Annotated in this window: 22 protein-coding genes; 2 read left to right on the forward strand and 20 right to left on the reverse strand. The window is 62.6% G+C overall.

Annotation, left to right across the window (positions count from 1 at the left end):
- The 20 genes from ACFFDA_RS10360 to ACFFDA_RS10455 all read right to left on the reverse strand — a co-directional run bounded on the left by ACFFDA_RS10360 (window position 1) and on the right by ACFFDA_RS10455 (window position 17,085).
- Window positions 1-1,491 (reverse strand): conjugal transfer protein TraH, encoded by a 1,491-nt coding sequence (locus tag ACFFDA_RS10360; protein ID WP_404479045.1) that lies wholly within the window; start codon window positions 1,489-1,491, stop codon window positions 1-3.
- Window positions 1,491-2,279, reverse strand: coding sequence for a conjugal transfer protein TraF (locus ACFFDA_RS10365; RefSeq protein WP_404479234.1), 789 nt, complete (start codon window positions 2,277-2,279; stop codon window positions 1,491-1,493). The genes ACFFDA_RS10360 and ACFFDA_RS10365 overlap by 1 nt, the downstream gene beginning before the upstream one ends.
- A gap of 73 nt (window positions 2,280-2,352) precedes the next feature.
- A complete protein-coding gene (locus ACFFDA_RS10370) occupies window positions 2,353-2,700 on the reverse strand; it encodes a hypothetical protein (RefSeq protein WP_037518117.1) in 348 nt (115 codons plus the stop codon).
- Window positions 2,701-2,740: 40 nt separating this feature from the next.
- Window positions 2,741-4,615 (reverse strand): conjugal transfer protein TraN, encoded by a 1,875-nt coding sequence (locus ACFFDA_RS10375; RefSeq protein WP_404479046.1) that lies wholly within the window; start codon window positions 4,613-4,615, stop codon window positions 2,741-2,743.
- Between the two features lies 1 nt (window position 4,616).
- A complete protein-coding gene (gene trbC / locus ACFFDA_RS10380; protein WP_404479047.1) occupies window positions 4,617-5,366 on the reverse strand; it encodes a type-F conjugative transfer system pilin assembly protein TrbC in 750 nt (249 codons plus the stop codon).
- A 12-nt stretch (window positions 5,367-5,378) separates the two neighbouring features.
- Complete coding sequence (gene traU / locus ACFFDA_RS10385) at window positions 5,379-6,395, reverse strand: conjugal transfer pilus assembly protein TraU (RefSeq protein WP_404479048.1); 1,017 nt, start codon at window positions 6,393-6,395, stop codon at window positions 5,379-5,381.
- The gene (locus ACFFDA_RS10390; RefSeq protein ID WP_404479049.1) at window positions 6,392-6,778 is read right to left on the reverse strand and encodes a hypothetical protein; all 387 of its coding nucleotides are present in this window, start codon (window positions 6,776-6,778) and stop codon (window positions 6,392-6,394) included. The genes traU and ACFFDA_RS10390 overlap by 4 nt, the downstream gene beginning before the upstream one ends.
- Window positions 6,775-7,056, reverse strand: coding sequence for a hypothetical protein (locus ACFFDA_RS10395; protein ID WP_404479050.1), 282 nt, complete (start codon window positions 7,054-7,056; stop codon window positions 6,775-6,777). Before ACFFDA_RS10395 ends, ACFFDA_RS10390 begins: the two co-directional genes overlap by 4 nt.
- Window positions 7,056-7,694: a type-F conjugative transfer system protein TraW gene (gene traW / locus ACFFDA_RS10400; protein ID WP_404479051.1), complete on the reverse strand. Its 639-nt coding sequence runs from the start codon at window positions 7,692-7,694 to the stop codon at window positions 7,056-7,058. The genes ACFFDA_RS10395 and traW overlap by 1 nt, the downstream gene beginning before the upstream one ends.
- Window positions 7,691-8,242 (reverse strand): S26 family signal peptidase, encoded by a 552-nt coding sequence (locus tag ACFFDA_RS10405; protein WP_404479052.1) that lies wholly within the window; start codon window positions 8,240-8,242, stop codon window positions 7,691-7,693. The genes traW and ACFFDA_RS10405 overlap by 4 nt, the downstream gene beginning before the upstream one ends.
- Window positions 8,223-8,912 (reverse strand): type-F conjugative transfer system protein TrbI, encoded by a 690-nt coding sequence (locus ACFFDA_RS10410; RefSeq protein ID WP_404479053.1) that lies wholly within the window; start codon window positions 8,910-8,912, stop codon window positions 8,223-8,225. Before ACFFDA_RS10410 ends, ACFFDA_RS10405 begins: the two co-directional genes overlap by 20 nt.
- On the reverse strand, window positions 8,909-9,256 hold the full coding sequence (locus ACFFDA_RS10415) for a hypothetical protein (RefSeq protein ID WP_404479054.1): 348 nt from the start codon (window positions 9,254-9,256) through the stop codon (window positions 8,909-8,911). The genes ACFFDA_RS10410 and ACFFDA_RS10415 overlap by 4 nt, the downstream gene beginning before the upstream one ends.
- A 5-nt stretch (window positions 9,257-9,261) precedes the next feature.
- The gene (traC, locus tag ACFFDA_RS10420; protein WP_404479235.1) at window positions 9,262-11,829 is read right to left on the reverse strand and encodes a type IV secretion system protein TraC; all 2,568 of its coding nucleotides are present in this window, start codon (window positions 11,827-11,829) and stop codon (window positions 9,262-9,264) included.
- Between the two features lie 2 nt (window positions 11,830-11,831).
- Window positions 11,832-12,800: a TraV family lipoprotein gene (locus ACFFDA_RS10425; protein ID WP_404479055.1), complete on the reverse strand. Its 969-nt coding sequence runs from the start codon at window positions 12,798-12,800 to the stop codon at window positions 11,832-11,834.
- Window positions 12,800-13,720: a DsbC family protein gene (locus ACFFDA_RS10430; RefSeq protein WP_404479057.1), complete on the reverse strand. Its 921-nt coding sequence runs from the start codon at window positions 13,718-13,720 to the stop codon at window positions 12,800-12,802. The genes ACFFDA_RS10425 and ACFFDA_RS10430 overlap by 1 nt, the downstream gene beginning before the upstream one ends.
- Window positions 13,707-15,032: a TrbI/VirB10 family protein gene (locus tag ACFFDA_RS10435; RefSeq protein ID WP_404479058.1), complete on the reverse strand. Its 1,326-nt coding sequence runs from the start codon at window positions 15,030-15,032 to the stop codon at window positions 13,707-13,709. Before ACFFDA_RS10435 ends, ACFFDA_RS10430 begins: the two co-directional genes overlap by 14 nt.
- Before the next feature lie 3 nt (window positions 15,033-15,035).
- Window positions 15,036-15,848, reverse strand: a complete 813-nt coding sequence (locus ACFFDA_RS10440; RefSeq protein ID WP_404479059.1) for a type-F conjugative transfer system secretin TraK — start codon at window positions 15,846-15,848, stop codon at window positions 15,036-15,038.
- Entirely contained in the window at window positions 15,845-16,417 is a 573-nt protein-coding gene (locus ACFFDA_RS10445) for a type IV conjugative transfer system protein TraE (RefSeq protein WP_404479060.1), read from the reverse strand. The genes ACFFDA_RS10440 and ACFFDA_RS10445 overlap by 4 nt, the downstream gene beginning before the upstream one ends.
- A gap of 1 nt (window position 16,418) precedes the next feature.
- Window positions 16,419-16,709, reverse strand: a complete 291-nt coding sequence (gene traL, locus ACFFDA_RS10450) for a type IV conjugative transfer system protein TraL (protein WP_008831575.1) — start codon at window positions 16,707-16,709, stop codon at window positions 16,419-16,421.
- 55 nt (window positions 16,710-16,764) lie between these two features.
- Window positions 16,765-17,085, reverse strand: a complete 321-nt coding sequence (locus ACFFDA_RS10455; RefSeq protein WP_008831576.1) for a hypothetical protein — start codon at window positions 17,083-17,085, stop codon at window positions 16,765-16,767.
- 427 nt (window positions 17,086-17,512) lie between these two features.
- Here ACFFDA_RS10455 and ACFFDA_RS10460 point away from each other — a divergent pair, with 427 nt between their 5' ends.
- Both ACFFDA_RS10460 and ACFFDA_RS10465 read left to right on the forward strand, forming a co-directional pair.
- Complete coding sequence (locus ACFFDA_RS10460; RefSeq protein ID WP_404479061.1) at window positions 17,513-17,974, forward strand: hypothetical protein; 462 nt, start codon at window positions 17,513-17,515, stop codon at window positions 17,972-17,974.
- A gap of 55 nt (window positions 17,975-18,029) precedes the next feature.
- The gene (locus tag ACFFDA_RS10465) at window positions 18,030-18,590 is read left to right on the forward strand and encodes a hypothetical protein (RefSeq protein ID WP_404479062.1); all 561 of its coding nucleotides are present in this window, start codon (window positions 18,030-18,032) and stop codon (window positions 18,588-18,590) included.
- The last annotated feature ends 378 nt before the right edge of the window (window positions 18,591-18,968 follow it).

Here is an 18,968-nt window from a genome sequence, read left to right on the forward strand (position 1 = left end):
TTAGTTGAGCCCCTGGACGTTGAGACCACGCGAGAAATTCAGCGCGGCCGCCATCCCCGGCGACATGGCATTCTGCAATGTCGATTCCAGCATTATCGACTTGTTGATGAGCGAGATTGTGATGTTGAGCGTGTTCTTCACCTTCACGTCCCGCTCCGCATACTTGGCGCGAGCCTCGCCCAGCTGCTTGCGCCAGGTTTCCGCCGTTGACTGGTCTGCTGGCTGAAAATGGACCTGAGACTGCGTCACGCGATCGAGCATGTTTTCGATCATCGAACTCAGAAGATTGACGGCGACAATCTCGGCGAGAGCGTCGAGGTCGCCATCGATGTAGCCGCCATGGGCCATCGCCTCGACGGCCAGCAACTTGTAGAGCGGCACGGTGGTCAGCGCCAAAAGCTGCTGTTCAGCCCCCGATAGCGCGGCATCGCTACGGATCTTGTCCCGCATCGAGATGATCATGGTCTTGATGCGAGGGCGCAGCGCGACATTCGTCGGGATCGAGAGGTTCTGCTCCGACACCTGCAGGCACTTGTCATCGTCCGTACAGGTCAGGATTTTGGCCGTGTTGCCGGTCTGCGTGCCATCGAGGAGCGCCGTCACAACCGCATCCTCGGCGGGGCCGATATACTGGATCGAGGCAGGATTGCTGCCCTCGGCCTTGTTGACGATGATCGTGCCGACGACGGTCATCAGGTATTCGGAAAACTCGGCGTCGAAGGCACCGAACTTCTGGGACCGCTTCAGGGCCTCCCAGGTGTAATTGCGCGGCTCGCCCGGGATATGCTCGTTCATGTTCGGGTCGTTGTTACCCGAGAGCACATCGTCGATCTGGCCGTCGGCACCGCAGCCCTGGCGCGAACGCGCCCAATCCGAGAATACGCCCTGGCTGTTGCCCACGGCGGTACAGATCGTCGAGCGCGCACCCTGCATCTTGGGCCAGACTGCACCGACGAGGCCCTGCGCCGCCTCGCACGACGAGATGTTCATCTGGTTCATCTGCTGGGCGGCTTGCTGGAACTCACCCATGATCTTGCCGATTTCGGGCGAGACGCTGTCGATCGCCAGCTTGAAGGCGAAGCCGAGGGCATTGTTGGCGGTCGCTTTCAGCATCGCCACCATCTCAGAGGCGTTGATGAACGAGAATGAACCGGTGAACAGATCGATGCCGCCGCAACCAGCGCGGGCGCTCGGCAGCTGGAGGTTGAACGGCGACACGCTCTTTTGCGGGAAACGGGTCCATGCATTGCCAAGCGAGTAGTAGCCCGCCGACTGGCCTTGATAGGCGGTCGGGCCGGTCACGTTGGCAGCGCCGCCGGCGTCGTTGAAGAACGAGTTCATCGAGCTGGCGATGTCCGCGCGCGCGATGCCGATCGGCACCATGCTCCCGGCCCCGAGGCTGAGGGCAGCGACGGCGAGCCGCCTGCGAAAGGCGCGGAAGCGGGGGGAGGCCAGGCGATTGGCGCGAGGGAAGGGGGGAAGCTCGGCCATCAGTAGTCACTCCCGACCTTGGTGTTGGTGAGCATGAAGATCCGGTCCATGATCTCGTCGGCCGAGAGGATGCCGAAGCCGATCGGGACGGTCTTTTTGGTGGCGGTATCGAAGAGGACCAGCGCCGGCGTCGCGTTACCCGGCACGCCCATTCGTTCGCGTTGACCGGAATCGACGACGTAATTCGGGAAGTCCTTGCTCGGGCCGCCATCCATCGAGACGGCCATGACGGCCAGCCCATGGCTGTCCGCAACCGAGCGCAGGATCGGCGCGAAAATCTCACAGGCGCCGCAGCTCTGCGCGAAGAAGTAGAACATACCATAGCGCTGGCCGAGATGCGCAAGCACTTGGCCGCGATCGGCGGTGCGATTGTCGGTCCACGCCCGCTTGGCGACCGTCGAGACAGGCCGCTGCAGCGTGTAGTCGATGTCCGGGTTCTGCCACAGGGCGCGCTGCCAGGTGTCGGAGAAGGTGGAGGCGCGATCGAGCTGCTCGCGCTGGAAGCGCACATAGGCGATCACGTTCTCTTCGCTCGGCTCGAGGATGGCGCGGGCCTTCAACTCGTCCAGTTGCCTTGCGATCGCGGCGATCCGCTCGCTGGCAGACTGCGCCGGTTCGGCCGCCATCTGTTCGCTCGGTTTCGGCTTGGGCTTCTCGCAATAGAACCACTGCCCCAACTTGCGCTCGCGGCAATAGAAGTCATCGTTGTCCTCGCCTGCCTCGAGCCCGGCATCCTGCGGGGCGGCGAGCACCGGCAGGGGAAGGGCAGGGGCAAGAGCCAACAGAATCGCACCAAGGCGGGCAATGCGCCCGGGCAACCTGTCAGCGCTGCCACTTGGGCGGATCTCCAGTGCGTCACGCTCATTGGTCATCATCGACTGAGTGCTCCCCATCCAGTTCCTGCATTGCGATGCCCAGGACGGACATCATTCGGGCCACGTCGAGCATGCTCGTGCCCTGATCCATCATCCGAACCAGACCGCGCAGGTGTGTGCGGCCGTGCCGTCGCCCGTCGAGCGTCGGGCGAACACCGCCCGTCCGGCGAACGAGCCAGCCCTTCTCGATCATCGCGCGGAACCGCTGCTCGATCTCGAAAGGGTCGATATGGCAATCGAACCAGTGTCCGATCGTCGCGGAAACCTCGCCTGCAGGCGTGACCTTGCTGACGCGGTGGACCCGCATGAAGATCGCAAGGTCGAGAACGCTCATATCGATCAGGCATGGCACGCAGGTGCCAGCGCCGCCGGCGTCATTGGCTGGTGTGGATGTCATAGTAGTCCTGGATCTTGTCCTGGATTTCGCTGAGCGTGCTGACTTCGTCTGGCAGCTTGGCGGCGTCCACGAACTCGGAATAAACCTCGGTGAAGTCCATGACGGACAGATCGAGGCGCGAAAACTCGTCGATGGTGAAACCCTCGCACTGTTCCTTCTTGGGCTTGCCCCAAGGCTTGTTCAGCTGGGGGCGGCCCTGCTCCTGAAGGATGCGCGAGAGCTTGCTTTCAAAGCAGCAATAGGCCGTGCGCTTGGTCTTGCAGATCCCGAGGACGCTCGAGGAGCAATAGGTGCCGACCTTGTGGCAGAAACCCATGCGATCCTTGATGTCGAGCATCTTCTCCTCGGTCGAGCACAGGAACATGGTGAGGAACGGGGTGGCGAGCGCAGCAATGGCCGTCGGCCCACCGGCCAGGGCAGCAGCACCGGCGCCAGCGGTCAGCAGGCCCGACGTCTTGCCGGCGCAGCAATTGACCAGACCGAAAACCGGCTTGTGGCAGGTTTCGCGTGTCCCGGAGAAGACGGTGAAGTTCTCTTCGTCGAACTCCTCCCCGGCCTGGCCCAGCGCATGCAGCGCAACCAGCGCATCCTTGAACTCGGTCGAAGCCTCTCGCTCGATCGTTTCGCAATCCCCGTTGATGCAATAGACGTCGTTGCCGCAGACATATTGCTTAGGATCGTTGCCCGGCGTCGTCGGCACCGGGCAGCGATACACCTTCTGGCTGACCTTGCAGGCGCCAGGGGTGTAATCGGGATCGTCCTCGTCATCGATGCACTCGTCGCGGACGTAACTGCATTCGGGCTTGTCATCGAGCTCGCCGCAGTCGTTGCCCTGCGTGATCTCGTTGCAGGTATAATTCGTCTGCCACGCCCAGCAAGGCTGCGTTACCGACACGCCGTTGATGATGCGGGTTTGCGGATCGCTGTCGGTGCAAACCTCAGCGCTCTGCGCCACGCATTGCGAATTGTTCTCGAGCGCAGTGCAGCCGTTGACCTTGTTGGTTGTGATCACCGGCGCCGAATTATCGACCCTGAACCAGTGCTGTCCTGTCGTGCGGGAAATGACGGCATAATTGCCGCTGAAAGGAAGCGGATTACCGACGATCGTTGCCTGGACCGAGCACTCCATCACCTGAAGGAGTTGGTTGCCATGATCCCTGTTGCAGCTGCCCGCCGCCGTAGACCCATACTCGGCCATTGTGCCGCAGTACGATGCCGTTCCTACCGCCTTGCACGTTCCCGCAGCGATCTCATCGGCCATGCTGTCCGGATCGACGTAAGGCCCGATCGTCGACATATGATAATAGTAGAGGGTCCGGTTCTCGACCGAGACGTTGAGGCTCGACGTGCAAGTGCGCGGCACCTCGTCGAGCTTGGACCCATAATTGCAGGTCGCCTCGTAGTAGCTGACGTTGCCGCCACCGGGGGGCAGGGGCGTGCAGCTGCCGGTCTGGCCGCCCATCTGCTCACCCTGCAGGTAGGTGTCCGGGTTCGCCTCGATCTCGGTCGCGCGCCGGGTGGTATCGAGGATCTCCTGAGCGTCGAACTGCGGCCGCGTATTGTTGCGATCGGTCGAGACGACGAATGCCTCGTTGCTGCTCGCCTGCGCGCCGGCATCGGCCACCAGCTTGTCGGGATCGTCGAAGTAGCCGCTTTGGGGCAGGTCGGTCCCCTGATAACCCGGCACCTGGTCGCGCATGGTTTCGCTGGGCACCAATGCGTCATTGGCGCGCATGTCCGTCGCGAAGTTCTTGCCGTCCTCCTTCGCCTCCTGAACCGTGCTCTGGGCGAGCAACGCCCCGGCGCCGGCGAAAGCGATCGGGAGGATCAGGGAAAGGGCGAGCCGCCGCATCTCAGCTGGCCTTGCTCATGTTGCGTAGCGCTACCGAGGCAACGCCGGCACCAGGGCCATGACCATCGACGAAGGACTCGAGCACGTAATTGACCGAGACGTTGCCGGTCATGCGATCGTGCGGGGGCACCACCGTCTTGCAGTTGAGGCCGGCGCACAGGTCGAACTCGGAGGAAACCGCAACGTAAGTCGGCACCGCCGTCACATCGAAAGCGCGGAAGAGGCGCGGATCGATCCCGACATTGGAAAGCTGGTCCTTTTCCGTGACCACCTTGGCGAGCCCGGAGGTGAACGCCTTCAGGGAATTGTTCGGGAAGCCGCGAAAGACGATGATGCCTCCGGCCTTCGACGTGTCAGCGATCAGCTGGCGCAGCGCCTTGGGCGGCATCGAGAGGCTCGCAAAGACGATGAACTGCGGTGCATCACCCTTGGTCCCCGCCACGTTCTGCGAGGCGCCCTGGATGATCTTGTCGAAGTCGAACGGGCCATCGCCGTTCATCGGCAAATCCGCCTTGGCCAGGTCGGTCAGGCTGTCGGTGCCCTGCTGCTGGACGGCAAGCGCTTCTTCCCGGAAGGCATCGCCGCGACCCTTGACGTGATCGGCAAAGGTCTGGGCATCCTCCTGCATCGCGGCGGCCCGCTTGCGCACCGCCTCGAGGTCGAGGCCGTCAATGTTCTGGGCGATGGCCTGGATACCGCCGATGGCAGCTAGGCCCGCAATCGCGCTCAGGACCATGGTTCTGCGTCGCATCGGATATGTCTCCTAGAGCACACAACAGTTACGCTTGCGCCACACGAGGTAGCCCATGTCCTCGCCCTGGACGGGGTAGGCACGGCCGGTCTGCGGCGGGAGCGTCGAAGCGCCGATCGGCGAGCAACCCATCTTGCCGCTGACCGTCGGGATCGGGTTGGTCATCTGAATCCGGTATTGCTGCTTCTTGAGCACCGGCATCAGATACTTGTCGCACAGGCCCTTGCTACCCATCGTCCCCCATGCGAGGCCCTGACGGTGCATCTTGAAGGCGAAGCGCGAAAGGGCGAGGCGCGAAGCCTGAACATGGCCGATCGACGAAGAGATGTTTCCATTCATCGGGTACATCGAGCCCTGGCAACCCGCACACCAGAAGGTCACATCGAGGGGGAGGCGCGCCGTAGCCGCGATGCAATCGCCGGCGCAGGCCGCCTTGGCGATTGGATTGGCGAAGATCACGACCTCGGGATTGATGATCGTGGTCAGCGTATCGTCCTGCCAGAGCGGATCGACCTCGGTCATGTAGGCGATGTCGAAGGAGGCCTGCTCGAAGCAGAGGAAGTCGGTCAGGATCTCCATCCAGTAAAGGAGCGGATAGACGTACCAGTGGACGTGCCACTTGGACGTATTCTGCGCCTGCCCGCCGACCTGCGAGGGGCCCGTGAACTGGCCCTGGCCAATGTCGAAACCCGGCGCGATCTTCATCCCGCCAAGGTTCACGAAGCACCAAGGCTTGACCGAGACGTCCGCAAGGCGAACCGGCTCCCAGAAGCCGGCGGCGATGCCGATGCGCGGGATCGGGCTGCCACAAGCGCAGATCGGCAGGCTCGGGTTATTGGTGTCCGGACGAGTGCTTGGCCAGATGCTCAGGCCACCGATCGACAGCGGGAACAGGCAGGACCAGCAGACATCGGTGATCGGGTTCACGAACTTGCCGGTGCAGCGCGATTGCGCCTGCGCGGAAGGGGCGATCAGAGCCGAGGCGAAGAGAAGCGCGAAGACCGCGACGAGGCAGCGCAGCGCCTTCACTGGACGCCTCCGCTGCGCCGCATTTTCACTGTCTCGGCGATAGCAATAATGCCGAGGCCAGCGGCCCAGCATCCAATAGCGCGCACTTGAGCGGTGGAGAGTGGCAATATGGCAACCGTCACAAGCAAGGTCGCCACCCACCATTCAATCACTCGCTCGAGTCTCGAACCCGCCATGATGAAGCCAGGGAAATACGGGCGCAGCGCCTTGACAATGGCAACCATTGTTGCGCCCAGCACATAGAGGAACAGAACGTTCCCCACCCAGACCGCAACCCCATTAAAGGAAACCCTGGACGGCAGATTGCCAAGCTCGGCCCCAATTACTAGACCATATGCAAGTGGTGATCGAAACGCGGCCGCATACTGCTTTGCGGTTATCATCGTGCGCCCCCCTGATCATTTCGGTCCATGAGAAGCCAAGCCTCGTCTGCACGGTTCTTTCGAACGACGTAGAGCGCGGTGTAGGCGGCCGTCGAAACCAGCAGCGCTGCGATGCCAACAGGCGCGAGCCTGCCCAGCAGGGCTGTCAGCGGCGTGATGAACGTGACACCCAGCGCGCAAAGGATGCACAGCCCCTGGAAGGTGCGACGCATGGCCTTGAGGCGAGGCGTCTCGGGCGCGGCCATCGGCGTCTTCAGCAGGTCGAGCCACAGCGGCATCAGCTTGCCCCCTTCAGCTTGATCTCGGAAACCTTGATGACCTTGCCGTCCTGCTCGGCGACGGCGGGCGTATGGCGCACCCCGAACTTGCCGGTCAGGCGGCCCTCCTGATCGAAATAGAACCGCCGCTTGCGCGCGGTCATCTCCTCGATCGGCGAGCCCGACACGAGGATGATCTTGGCCTTGAGGTCAGAATACTGGCTGGTTGCCCATTCCATCTGCGCCTTGTCGTCGCCATCGACGAAGACGAGGGCCTGGTGCATCGACACGAAGTCCAGCGGGTTCACCGTCTGGCCGGCGCGAGCGACGTAGTTGCCCTTCTGGTCCTTCACGTCCTTCTCGATGACGATCGTGGGATCGAAGGCCCAGATCCGCGCCTGCGTTGCCGGCGTGATCCCGGCAACCGGGGTCGGCCGACGAACCTTGGCCTCGGCGCGCCGCGCGAACTCGGCATTCATCCGGTCGATCCCGCCCGACGCCTGTAGGTTCTGAAGGCGCTGCTCGATCACCGAGAGAAGATCCGTCTCGATGACGGGAAAAGTCTGACCGACGACACCGTGATCGCTGGCCTGGCCTGCAGACGACAAGGTCAGCGAGCACAGGATGACGAGGGCACCGTTGTCGAGGAGACGCTTCACAGGATCGCCTCCCCGACACCGACAATCTTCTTCGCGCAGGCGTAACCGATCGCGGCATAGCGGCTGTCGAAGCCGTCCTTGTGCGGCGTGCCAACGAAGTAGCACTGCGGCGGGATTACGCCCACAGGTCCGGCAGCAAGCGGCTCACCAAAGCGGGTGCGGGGCTTCATGCGCGCCACGACCTTGCCGTTCACCAGCACTTCGGCGCCGCGATGGCTGACGATGTCCCCCGGCATGCCGTAGACGATCTTGCCGAACATCTGCTTCTTCGCGCCGAAGTGGCGCACGACCAGCGGATGAGCGGGCGGCACGAAGAAAACGTACTGGCCGCGCTCCGGCTTGGCGGTCTTGTGGATCACGAAGGCCCAATTGGGCAGCGATTCCGAAGTGTTGATGAGAAGACCGTGACTGTCACGCCACTCGCAGATTGCGGAATAGACGGCGCTGCCCGCGATCAGGAGACCGATCGGTCCCCATAGCCGCATGTTGGGCCGCCAGCGGCGGGGCTTTGCCTCGACCGGAAGGGGCTCACTGACCGCCTGCGCCATAAGGCCCTCCAAAGCTCGCGGGATCAGCCATCGGCGCCGCAGCTGCGGGGGCCTGTTCCGGCATCGGCCCGAACGCGCTTGCTCCTGCAGCAGCCTGAGGCGCGGGCGGGTTGATCGGCACCTGCGGGATCGGTCCTTCGCTGCCGCTCTGCATCAACTGTTCTGCAGAGGCGGGCGCCGGCCGCTTCACGCCCGAGGCATAGACCGCCTTCATCACGTCAGGAGTGATGTCCTCGACGCCCTTGGAGAGCACCGCCTCGCCGACAAGGATCACCTGTCCCGAAGCGCTGCGGCGCTGCAGCTCGCCATCGAGCGAAGTCATGAACTTGCGCATCTCGGCCTCGACCTCCTGGGGAGGGCTGGCGCTGCGCGCCTGCGCCTGCACATAGTCGCCGACGATGCTCGAGAGATTGGCCTTCACGATCTTCTGCGGAGGCGTGATGATCGTGCGCGTCACCCACATGCCCCAGATCAGCATCGCGACCACCGCGACACCAAGGATCAGCTGGCTCGCGGTATATCCGGCAAACACCGTCTTTCGCGGCTTCGCGCAAGCCGTTGCCGGCGCTGCGGGAGCGGCGATAACGGGCGCAGGTGCGGATGTAGGTGCGGTGGCGGCAAGAGCCTCGCCCTCGGGGCCAGCTTCACTATTCCAGGTCGGTTCGCTCATGCGCCTTGCTCCAGGCTCAATGTGTCGCGCGGCACGATGGCGTGCCGGCGAAAGAAGATGATCACACCGGCCACAACGAGGTGCAGCACGGCGACGAGAACCTTGAAATCGGCGATGCGCGAAGCCTCGGCCGCGATGTAGCGGCTCGATAGGTTGGCCAGCTGGTGCATCATTCCATCGAGGCTGAAGCCGCCGATCGCGACGAAGAAGAGGACGAACGCCCCCCACGTCATCAGCACGGTCACAGCCAGAAAACCGATGGTGTGAAGGAGGACGTAGAGGAGGAACCTTGGGTCGGTCCCCCGGTCCTGTCGCTCTTTACGCTGCACGCCGATGCTCGCCATCCCGCTTACTCCGCTGCAATCGGGACGGCGTCGTCACCGCCCCACTTTTCAGGATTGTTGGGGAAGGCGACCCGCTCGATCGCCTCATCCATCGACAGGCCCTGGCCGAGCAGATCGTGGATCGCGGCAAAGGTCTTGGGCGAGGAAGAGAAGACGGTGGCCGAGTAGGCATCGAGGACGAGCCTGCCGGTCGCCTGCATGTCCGGCCCCTTGATGAAGACGTCGGAATACTCGATGCCGCTGCGCTTCAGGGACCGCACCAGCGCATCGGTATGGTCATCCATGTCGAAGCGGCCGAGCCGCTTGAAGTCGTTGATGGTCTCCTCCTTCTGGGCGAGGATGACCGACCAGTCGCTGTTCTCCAGCGCCGCGCGCGATCCGTCGGACTTGTAGTAGTCGTTGAGGCTCTGCGTCGCCGTCACCAGCGAGGCCCCGTATTTGCGGCAGGTACGGGCATAGGCTTCAATGAAGTCGGCCATCGATCCGCCCTTCAGCATCTGCCAGGCTTCATCGAGCAGCAGCGCCTTGGGGATCGAGCGATCCACCCGGCGCATCATCTGCGATGCCATGAACATGATCGCGGTGAGCACCACCGAGCGCAGTTCCTCGCGCGAGGACAGGTCCGAAAGCTCGAAGACGGTCAGGTTCACCTTCAGCTCGAAGGAAACCTCGCCCTGGAAGAAGCGGCCGTAAGTGCCCGACGATGAGAAGGGGCGCATGGCGATGCCGAGATCCACACCGAGCGGATTGCCGGTGTCGGTCAGCGCTGCGATCACATCGTCGATTGAGCCCTGGCGGCCCTTGGCACTCCAGACCTCGTTGACGGCGCCGTCGATCAGGCCGCGCTCGGTGTCGTTGAGCTTGTCGACGTGGCGCGCCATCTGGTTGACGATGGACTTGAGCATCGCGAAGCAGTCCATGAGGTAATCCTCATCCCGCTCGGCCATCTCCATGTCGATCATCGAGAAGGGGTTGATGCAGAAGCCCGACGACATGGTGAACTCGACGAAAGCACCGCCCTGCAGCTTGGCCGAGTGCTCGAACGAGCGGCCATCGTCGATCACCACGACCTTGGCCCCGGCCCCGCACAAGGCGGAGCACAATTCCTGCAGCGCGACGGACTTGCCCGAACCGGACTTGCCGAACACCGCGACATTGTGATTGCCCGAGTTGTTCTCGAACGGCGACCAGAAGAAAGGCTGGCCGCGCCGCCCGATCAGCATCATGTGCGGCACGTTAGCGCCCAGATACTCGCCCTGGATCGGCGCGAGACTTGACGCCGTCGTCGTCAGGACCGAGCGGAAACGCTTCATGTTCCTGAGGTCGAACGACAGGCCGTTGGCCATCGTCATCGGCATCGCCGCGAGCAGGCCCTGGATCTGCAGGTAGCGATCGTCGAGCAGATCCCATCCCGCAGCGCGGTACACAGACTTCAGGACGCGCTCGTTGGCATCGCCCTTGCCCTTGGGCGAGAAGGACGTCACCGAGTAGAACGCCTGGATCAGCTTGCGACCCTGCCGAAGCTCATCCTTGACGAACTCCCACTCGCGCGACTGGTCTTTCAGCTGCGGCAGCATCCGAGCCGACTTGGAATCGGCAAGACTGGTGGTGCGCATGAATTTGCGCGAGGCCCGCAGGCTCTCGCTTTCGGCATCGGGGAAATCGAGGCACAGGTTCGTCGAAACCGGGCAGGGCATGCGCAGCTTGTCGGCGAACATATCGCCGATCAGCTTCGCCATGTCCCACGGCGCCCAGCGCTGCGGCAGGTTGCGGACCGAGAACGAGCGCACGTCGAAGACGTCGGGATAAATCTCCCCGATCTCCGGAGCCTCGTCGACCATCTTGCCCGTCGGGCGGAACCGTTCGGTGCGCAGCAGGATGCGGTCAGGCTCGATCTTCATCTCAAGATCGTGCCGCACTGCCTGGTCCGCGATCGGATCGAACGGGTTGTAGATGATGTTGTCGTCACCGGGTGCTGTCGTCGGAGACGTGATGTCATCGATCCACGCGATCAGCGCCTGCGGGTCCATCGGCCGCGCATGGATGCCGATCGATTCCAGCGAGGAGGTCAGGCTTTCGAGGACCGAAACGATTTCCTCGTTCGTCACCCGGCTCGTTTCCGGGGTGGCATAGGAAATCGCGAGGCGATGATTGCGCAGATGGAAGGGTGCCGCGCTCGACAGCGAGTTCCAGACCCCATCGAGCAGGTACTCGGTGCGATGCTTGGCCATGCGCTCGTAGACGCTGCCGGCCATGAAGCGCGGCAGATACCACTGCGACAGGCGCTCACCCACGCGCGGGCTCATCCAGCCATGGAACTGTAGCGTTCCCGGTGTCGGCACGCCTTCGGAGAGAAACTGCGTCATGATCTCCGAGGTGCGCTCGTTCGCGCCCATCATCGGCGTCGCCTCGAGGACGAAGCCCCGCGACGCGCTATTGTAGAACAGGTGCGTCTTGGGATCGTAGCTGCGGTAGGGCAGCCAATGGACGAGGCGAGGGACCGTGGTGTCAGGGCGCCCTGCCTCTGGCTTCGAGTTGTCGCCCAGGATTGCGCCCATGATCTTGCTGAACATATTCATGGCTGCACTCCCGGAAACGACCCGGCGCGCATCACGGGCAGGGGACTGGCTTCCTTCGCGGCGGCCCTGGCTTCGGGCTCCGCTCGTCCAAGCGCACCGCGAATGGCCGGATCGGCTTCAACGGCCGCGATCGCCGCCTTGCCCTTCGCGGTTGCGTGCTGTGGCACCGAGATCATCGGTCCAGCCACTACGGGCTGAGCTGCGACACCGTCCTTTGGGGCCGGGGCAGGGGACGCGGATGAGAGGGGGGTGGCAGGCGCCGGTTGGGTGGCCGGCGCCTGCGCGACAGGCTTGGGCTGAGCCTGGCGCTGGGGCTTGGGAGTGGAGGGCGCCGCGCGCGTGCGACGCGGCGTGGTGAGGCTGCGGGCGACCTGATCCTTGATGTCCCCGACCGGGTCGCTCGACTGGACTTCCCCGCCATTGCCCTGCGCGCGCGCCATTGCGACGGCCTCAGGAGTGGGAAGATCGGGATCGACTGCCAGCGTCTCGATCATGGGCGGCTCGGCGCGCTCGACAGCGGCGAGGAGCGTATCGCGACCAGCGGCAGCGGCGACTTCCTCGGCCGTGCCCGCAACCGCATTGCCGGCAAGCGCCTCGGACCATTCACCACGCTCGACGACAGCGTGAACCGCCGTCTGCTCGTGAAGCCGCCCGGAGGCGTCGATCTGCGCGGGGAAGACGATGCGCAGCACCCGTTCGCGCGTGCGAACCGGAGAGCTGGCCTTCTGGTAGCCGCGTCCTTCGCTTGGCGGTTCCACATAGGGACCGGCAGGCGCGATCATGTGATCGCCTTCATCGCCTGAGATCATGGCCAGCGCCCGATCGTCGATGTTGCCGCTCGGCGCGCAGATGCCGTCAGGCGCGCGGCAGGCGAAATCGCCCTTCACATTGCCACTCAGCGACATGCAACCCGAGAGGCTGGCGCTACCCAGCAAGAGGCCCGCAAGGGCAAGACGCCCCCGCATCACGATTGTCCTCCCTTGAGCCAGTTCTCGAGGAACTCTTTGGGCCGATAGCCCTCGAGCACGCTGCCATCATCGCGCACGATGACGGGCGTACCGCCAAGGCCATGCTTGCGAGCAAACGCCTCGTTGGCATCGAGGCCCGACGTGTTGCAGGGCCCGGTGGCCTTGATGTCCTGCCCGGAATAGGCAGCGTGAAGGGCCTTGGCCTTGTCCTTCGCGCAGTAGACCTTGTCCGCCATGTCGCGGCTGCCCAGCACCGAGATCGGCCGCTCGACGACGCGCACGTTCATGGAGGCAAGCGTGTTGCTCAGCGCACGGCAGTAGCTGCAGCGAAAATCGCTGAACACGGTGACGGTCTTGCCCGAGGAATTGCCCCAGACGATCGCGCCTTCCTTGGGCAGCTCACCCAGCGGCAGCTTCTGGACCGGCGCGGCCGCAGCCTTGGCCGCTGCGGCAGGTCGCGCCGCCAGCCCAGGCTCACTGTCGTCAGCGCCTGCCGCGTTTGCCTTGGCCGACCCGCCCAGCAGCATGTCCGGGTTCATCTCGAGGAGCCGCGTCGCAGTCAGATCCTGGCGCGTCTCCATGTCGTAGACGCGGCCGATCACCAGATAGCGCGCAGTGCGATCGATGTAGAACAGGTTGCTGCCGGCAGTCACTTCGCACAGGCCATCGACCTTGTCGCAATTGACGCTCGTGACCTTGGTCTTGGGCAGGCGCGCTTTCAGCAGCTCGGCGACGCTCTTGCTCGGCGGCGCCATGAAATCGCGCGCATAGGCCAGCGTTGCGATCCCGCCACCGGCAAAGGCCAGCGCGCAGGTGAAATAGAGGAAGGCGTTACGCATGAGCGGACGCTTCACCTCCGTCTCCAGGTCAGGAACGGCGCTCTCGGCGCTGCCTTCAAGATGTTCAGTTGCGGACATAGACACCCTCCAGGAAGACGATTTCGACATCGACGCCGGTGGGCATTTCGATGACGGGCTGATACTGCTCGGCGCGCTCGATCAGGTACTTGCTGACCATGTCACCGGTTTGCGAAACGCCCTCGCCAAGGCCACCTTTGGCAATGTCGCCCATCGACAGATCCTGCCGCTTGCCATCGACGATGACGTTGGGCTGCGTGAGCGCATTGTTGGAATTGGCGGCGAAGCCGCGACCGAAGCCGCCGACGAGACCGGCGATGAAGGCCTGGCTGACGAGGCTGCCTTCACGGCTCACGACGCGGCCGCGAACGCCCGTCTTGCCGCCGAAGGCGATGAAGCCCTTGACCTCGGACACCGCATAGCGCCCACCGGGCTGCGGGCAGGTCATCTTCTGCAGCTTGACGTAGACCTTCTCGCTCGACAGCTCGCCGCGCGCGGCGCCGTTGATGAGGCAGCCCTGGATTTTGGTGGTCAGCAGCTTGCCGTTCTGAAGGACCGATCGCGCGGGGCCGGTGACACGCAGCACGACGGGCAGGGGATCGGTCTGGCTCTGCACGCCCGCAGCGGCATCGACGCCGACGATGACCTTGGCAGTCGCGAAGCTGTTGGGCGGAAGATAGTTCGGGCTGTCGGTATAGACCGTGTTGCCCTTCTCGACCTTCTTGGCGTTGCCTGTCTCGCCTCCGGTGAAGGAGACCATTTTGACTTCGCTGGACCGAACGGGGGGCACGTCCGGTCCAGCGTCGCCACCAGCGCCAGGACGCTGATAGGTCGGGGAGCCCGGGCCATAGAGGGCGGCAGGGCCCGGTGCTGGCGCAACTGGCGTAGCCCGCTCATTGATCTGGCGTCGCAGCTGCTCGTTCTCGTTCTGATAGGCGCTGACCACGCGCTGGCCATCAGCGGTCATCGACTGGTTCTGCGCGCGCAGCGCCTCGATCTGCTCGGACAGCTGGGCGACCTTGGCATTGGTGCCGCCCACCGACTTGAGCTGGTTCTCCTGGCTCTGGAAGCGGTTTTCCGACTGCGCCATCCACTCCTGCTCGGAGAGGTTGCGGTTGATCAGATCTTTGGTCGAGACCTCGACGTCCTCGATCTTGTCGTCCGACTGTCCCGCAACCTTACCGTTGTCTGAGAAGATCCACATGCTGGCGGCCACGACACCGACCACCGCTACGCCGCTCAGAAGCATGCGCTGCTTGCGGCGAGTTTCGGTGTTGCCGTCCAGCTCATTGGCTACCGGCGATACGCCCTCACCGCCCTCGGGGCCGTCGAGGGATTTGCGCGAGCGCGAAAAGATACCCTTCAAGTCCATGGCTCAGTTCCCGGTACGAGAGACGAGGTAGGCGGTCGTGACCTTGCCGGGCGCGAGGCGCGGCTCGGCGATCGAAACCGCAAGCGAGGAGGCCGGCGCAACGCTGGCCTCTGTCAGGGTCGCTTCTTGCGTCCCCTTGTTCTCAATGCGCAGAACGCGGCCGGTCATTTCCGAACCGCGATATTCCGCGATCATCTGGACCTTAAGGTCGCCGACGTAGACCGGGCGCAGCGAGCGCTGGCGCATCTCGTAGCCGTCGACGATCTGACCGCCGTACATCGCCTGGACCAGCTCGATCGCCCGATCCTGCGAACTGGCTTGCTGCACGCCTCGCGGCCCGGCCTCGGCGGCATCGGCCTTGGCGATCGCCGTGTTCGAAATGAACACCTGCACCGCCTGGTCCCCCGCGATGCGGCAGATGAACTTGTAGACGTAGCCGCGTTTGGAGGTCGCGAAGAACGACAGGACAGGGCGGGCAAACCCGTCCGGCACCGACAGGTAGATGTCGCCGCGAACCGGCTCGTTGACCACGCTGAAGTCGTCAGCCGGGTTGCCCGTATTGATCTTCGAAACTGACGCGAACTCGTCTTCGACAAGGCTGATCCGGGTGAGGTCGCGCGCCGAGGCGCTGCATTCGACCTGGCTGCCGTCCGAGGCCATCAGCGTCTGGTCGCCCAGCGCCATAGCGGGCGCCGAAATGCCCATTGCCGATGCTGCAATAAGCAACGCTCCCGTCGTGCGGCTCACAATGCACATGCGTGAGCACAGCGCGGCGCCGGCGATGGCCGAGCCGCTCAGGTATTGGGTGGGTGTCATGACAGCCCGCCTTTCTTCTTTTCTGGCTGGACCATCCCGAAGCCAATCAGCTTCAGCGAGAGCCCCGAATATTCCCAGGTGAACTGGAAGGTGCGAATGTCGCTGGAGACGACCTTCTGGCCGGCCACCGTGTTGAGCTTGCCGGTGACGGTGGACCGCAGGTTCTGGGTGTCGATCTCCATCGATTGGATCTGGAAATACTGCGAGATGCTCGAGCCGCGCTGCTCGTTGACGATCTCGAGCAGGTCCGCCTTGATCTTGCCCTGCGCACGCGGCGAGACGATCTCGAGCACCGACTTCATCCAGTAGTCGAGGCTACCGGGCGAGCGATCCAGGGTCAGGATCGCGGTGTCCCGCGTCATCAGCTCGAGATACTCGCGCGAAACGCCCGCGCTCGACAGCGTCAGCGGCGAACGCAGGACGGGCTGGAGCACGATCTCGCGGCTGCGCGTGACAGAGAAGAGGAGAAGCAGGGCGACGACGCCCGCCAGAACGAGGGCCGTTACCCCCAGCATGTTGCGCTGGCGCAGGATGCGTTGGCTCTGCGCGTGCTGATACGAAAATTCCATGTCAGCCCACCATTAGTCTAAGGTAGGAAGGCGGCGTGGCCCGCAGCGACGGGAACCCGCCCGGCAGATGCCAGTACGCAAGATGGATCAGCCACGATGTTGCCCGCCCCGCCTTGGCTTTCCGCAAAGCCCACCAGCCCAGGAAAGCAAAGCCGATCCCGATGACGATGTGTTGGGACAGGATTCCCCAGATGAAGGGGAGGACCATCGCGAGGAACTCATCAAGCGTCCAGAAGCCGATCAACTCGGGATCGTCGAGATGAGAGGGGATCACATACTTGTCGGCTGCCATGCCACGCCACCTTCCATAAGGTGCCGGCGAAGCTGCTACTTCGCCGGCAGTCGGGTCAGATCGTGGCGGTGACGGTCGAGGTGACGATCGGGATACCGGTGCCGGCGCCAACGCCGACGCCGACCGGGATCGCGACCTGGCCGAGGCTGAAACGGCCCGAGGCGAGACCGACGATACCGCCCGCGAGCGAGAGCACCGTGATGATCTTGCCACCCGAACCTTCGAGGAAGCCGGTGAACTGCGTCAGCGCGGTGTCGAAGGTGGTGTCGGCGCCGGCGAATGCCGGGCCGGCGAAAGCAACGGCAGCGGCGGCGAGGCCGATCACTGCAGCTGCGGTGGCTTCACGGCTCACGCCGCGGTTGAGCAGGGTCTTCATATAAGAGTCTCCTTCAATCGAGCGCATTTCAGCGCGCCCAACGGAAGGCTGCGGAACGGTTTGACGGTCGAGCAAGGCGGAACGACCGGAACGATGTTGGTCCTGCGACATTATTTTCTAGGGAGAGGGATATGATGCTCCGAATCACCAGTGCTGTCCCCGGCTACGGACAACCGTCCGCCGTCAGGGACGACCGTCCTTCATCAGGGACCATGGTCCGCCAAGGGGGACAACTGTCCTTGGACAGGGACATCAGTCCCGCGTTGAGGACACGTCAAACTTCAAGGCGCATGATGCCAAGGTTCACCCTCCATAGAGGAAGGCGACGGGTGCCGCGTTGAGTTGTTGGAAATCCGGCAATCTATCGTATCTTGTGAAGTCAGGGAGCGGCAGAATCGATGATTCGACCCGGGGGGATTTAGTAATCATGGCTGATGGTAGCAATATTTATCGATTTGACGTTTCTGAATACTATTTCCGACTTACGACGGAATGTATTCGCCTTCATTCAAATGAGCGTAAAAAATATAGTGCGTTGAGCGACGTAATAAATTTTCGAGCAGAGCGCGCCTTGAGTGTTAGCGCTGCTCACCCGCCCGAATACATCAGGGAGCACCTAAGGCTTATTCCTTCTACTGGGGAGATTCCCGTCGAAATCGAAATTCTACAGTCGAGTTCTGACAAAATAAATAATGGGGCGGAAAGTATCTCTGCTGCGATCGGTAGTTCTATTCAGTTTTCCGATGCGCTTTCAGTTATCATGTTCGATTTTATGGTTGAGGCTAATAGAACCGAGATTCTTACAAAGATCGGCCTTACATCTGCTGAGGCATCTCAGTATCGCAAAATACTCAAGGCCATGTCGCCGGGCGTAAAAGAGATTAACTGACGCAGCTTAATTATTTCTTCCTTATTGCGACTTCGCAACTGCGAAGGGTTTGCAAGTGGCGATCCTTTGGTTACCCTTCGAGGGCATTACCGGAGGATTGGCGATGGGGGCACCAACATTCGAAGGGGATCTACCCGCGCAAGGTGAGGTCCATTCGTTTGGGTTCGTTGACTATGTCTTGTCCAAGATGGGCGTTGAGGGATTACGTTACCGCGAACTGGCGTTGAAGGCCGGCCTTTCGAAGTCGCGCGCTCACAACGTTTTCCACCCGGATCCTAGCAAGCGCCGACCACTTTATATTCACGAGTTCCACGCGGTAGCGGCCGCGCTTGATCTTTCTCCGCTAGAAGCCGCGCTGGCTAGCGACCTGTTCGCCGGTGCTGGCGATGCCACCGAAGGTATAGAGTCCCAGATTAAGTTCTATGCAGGCGTCCTCAGCCGTTTTCATGAGGAAATGAAGCTGATGATGGAGCGGATAACCGCCCTTGAGTGGGCGGACATAAGGCCTTCACACGGTGATCTGCTTATCAAGCGACTGATGGCCGACGTCGAAGATGCCTACGCCGGCGTCGCCAAGCGAAAAGATCTGCGACACCTCCGCGGACTGGATCAATGACTAAATTCAGCGCAGATCGGACATTGCAATCCCGATGTCGTGATAGAACGCGACGGGTCCGATAGGGGGCGACGCTACAAGAAATCCAGACGATGGGCAGCACAGCGAGAAGTAGAGCACCTATCTCACTAGTACTTTGATAGGCTCGGCATGTTCAAAACATGCAATACGCTACAAACCCAGCATCCATAGAACCACTTTCACGCATTGTTGAGAACAATGCTGAAGGGCGGCGCGCGTTCTAAACGTACAAAGCGCCAATGCATCCAACAAATCGGAGTTTTGGCTGTGACCAAATAGAGGAAAACCCGGCGCTAAGGCCGGGCATCCCAATTTCAGCGATCGAATTTCGATCGGGTATGTCAGCGGCGCCAACCG

Origin of the sequence: Novosphingobium sp. BL-52-GroH, assembly GCF_044813085.1 — a bacterium.
Taxonomy (GTDB): domain Bacteria; phylum Pseudomonadota; class Alphaproteobacteria; order Sphingomonadales; family Sphingomonadaceae; genus Novosphingobium.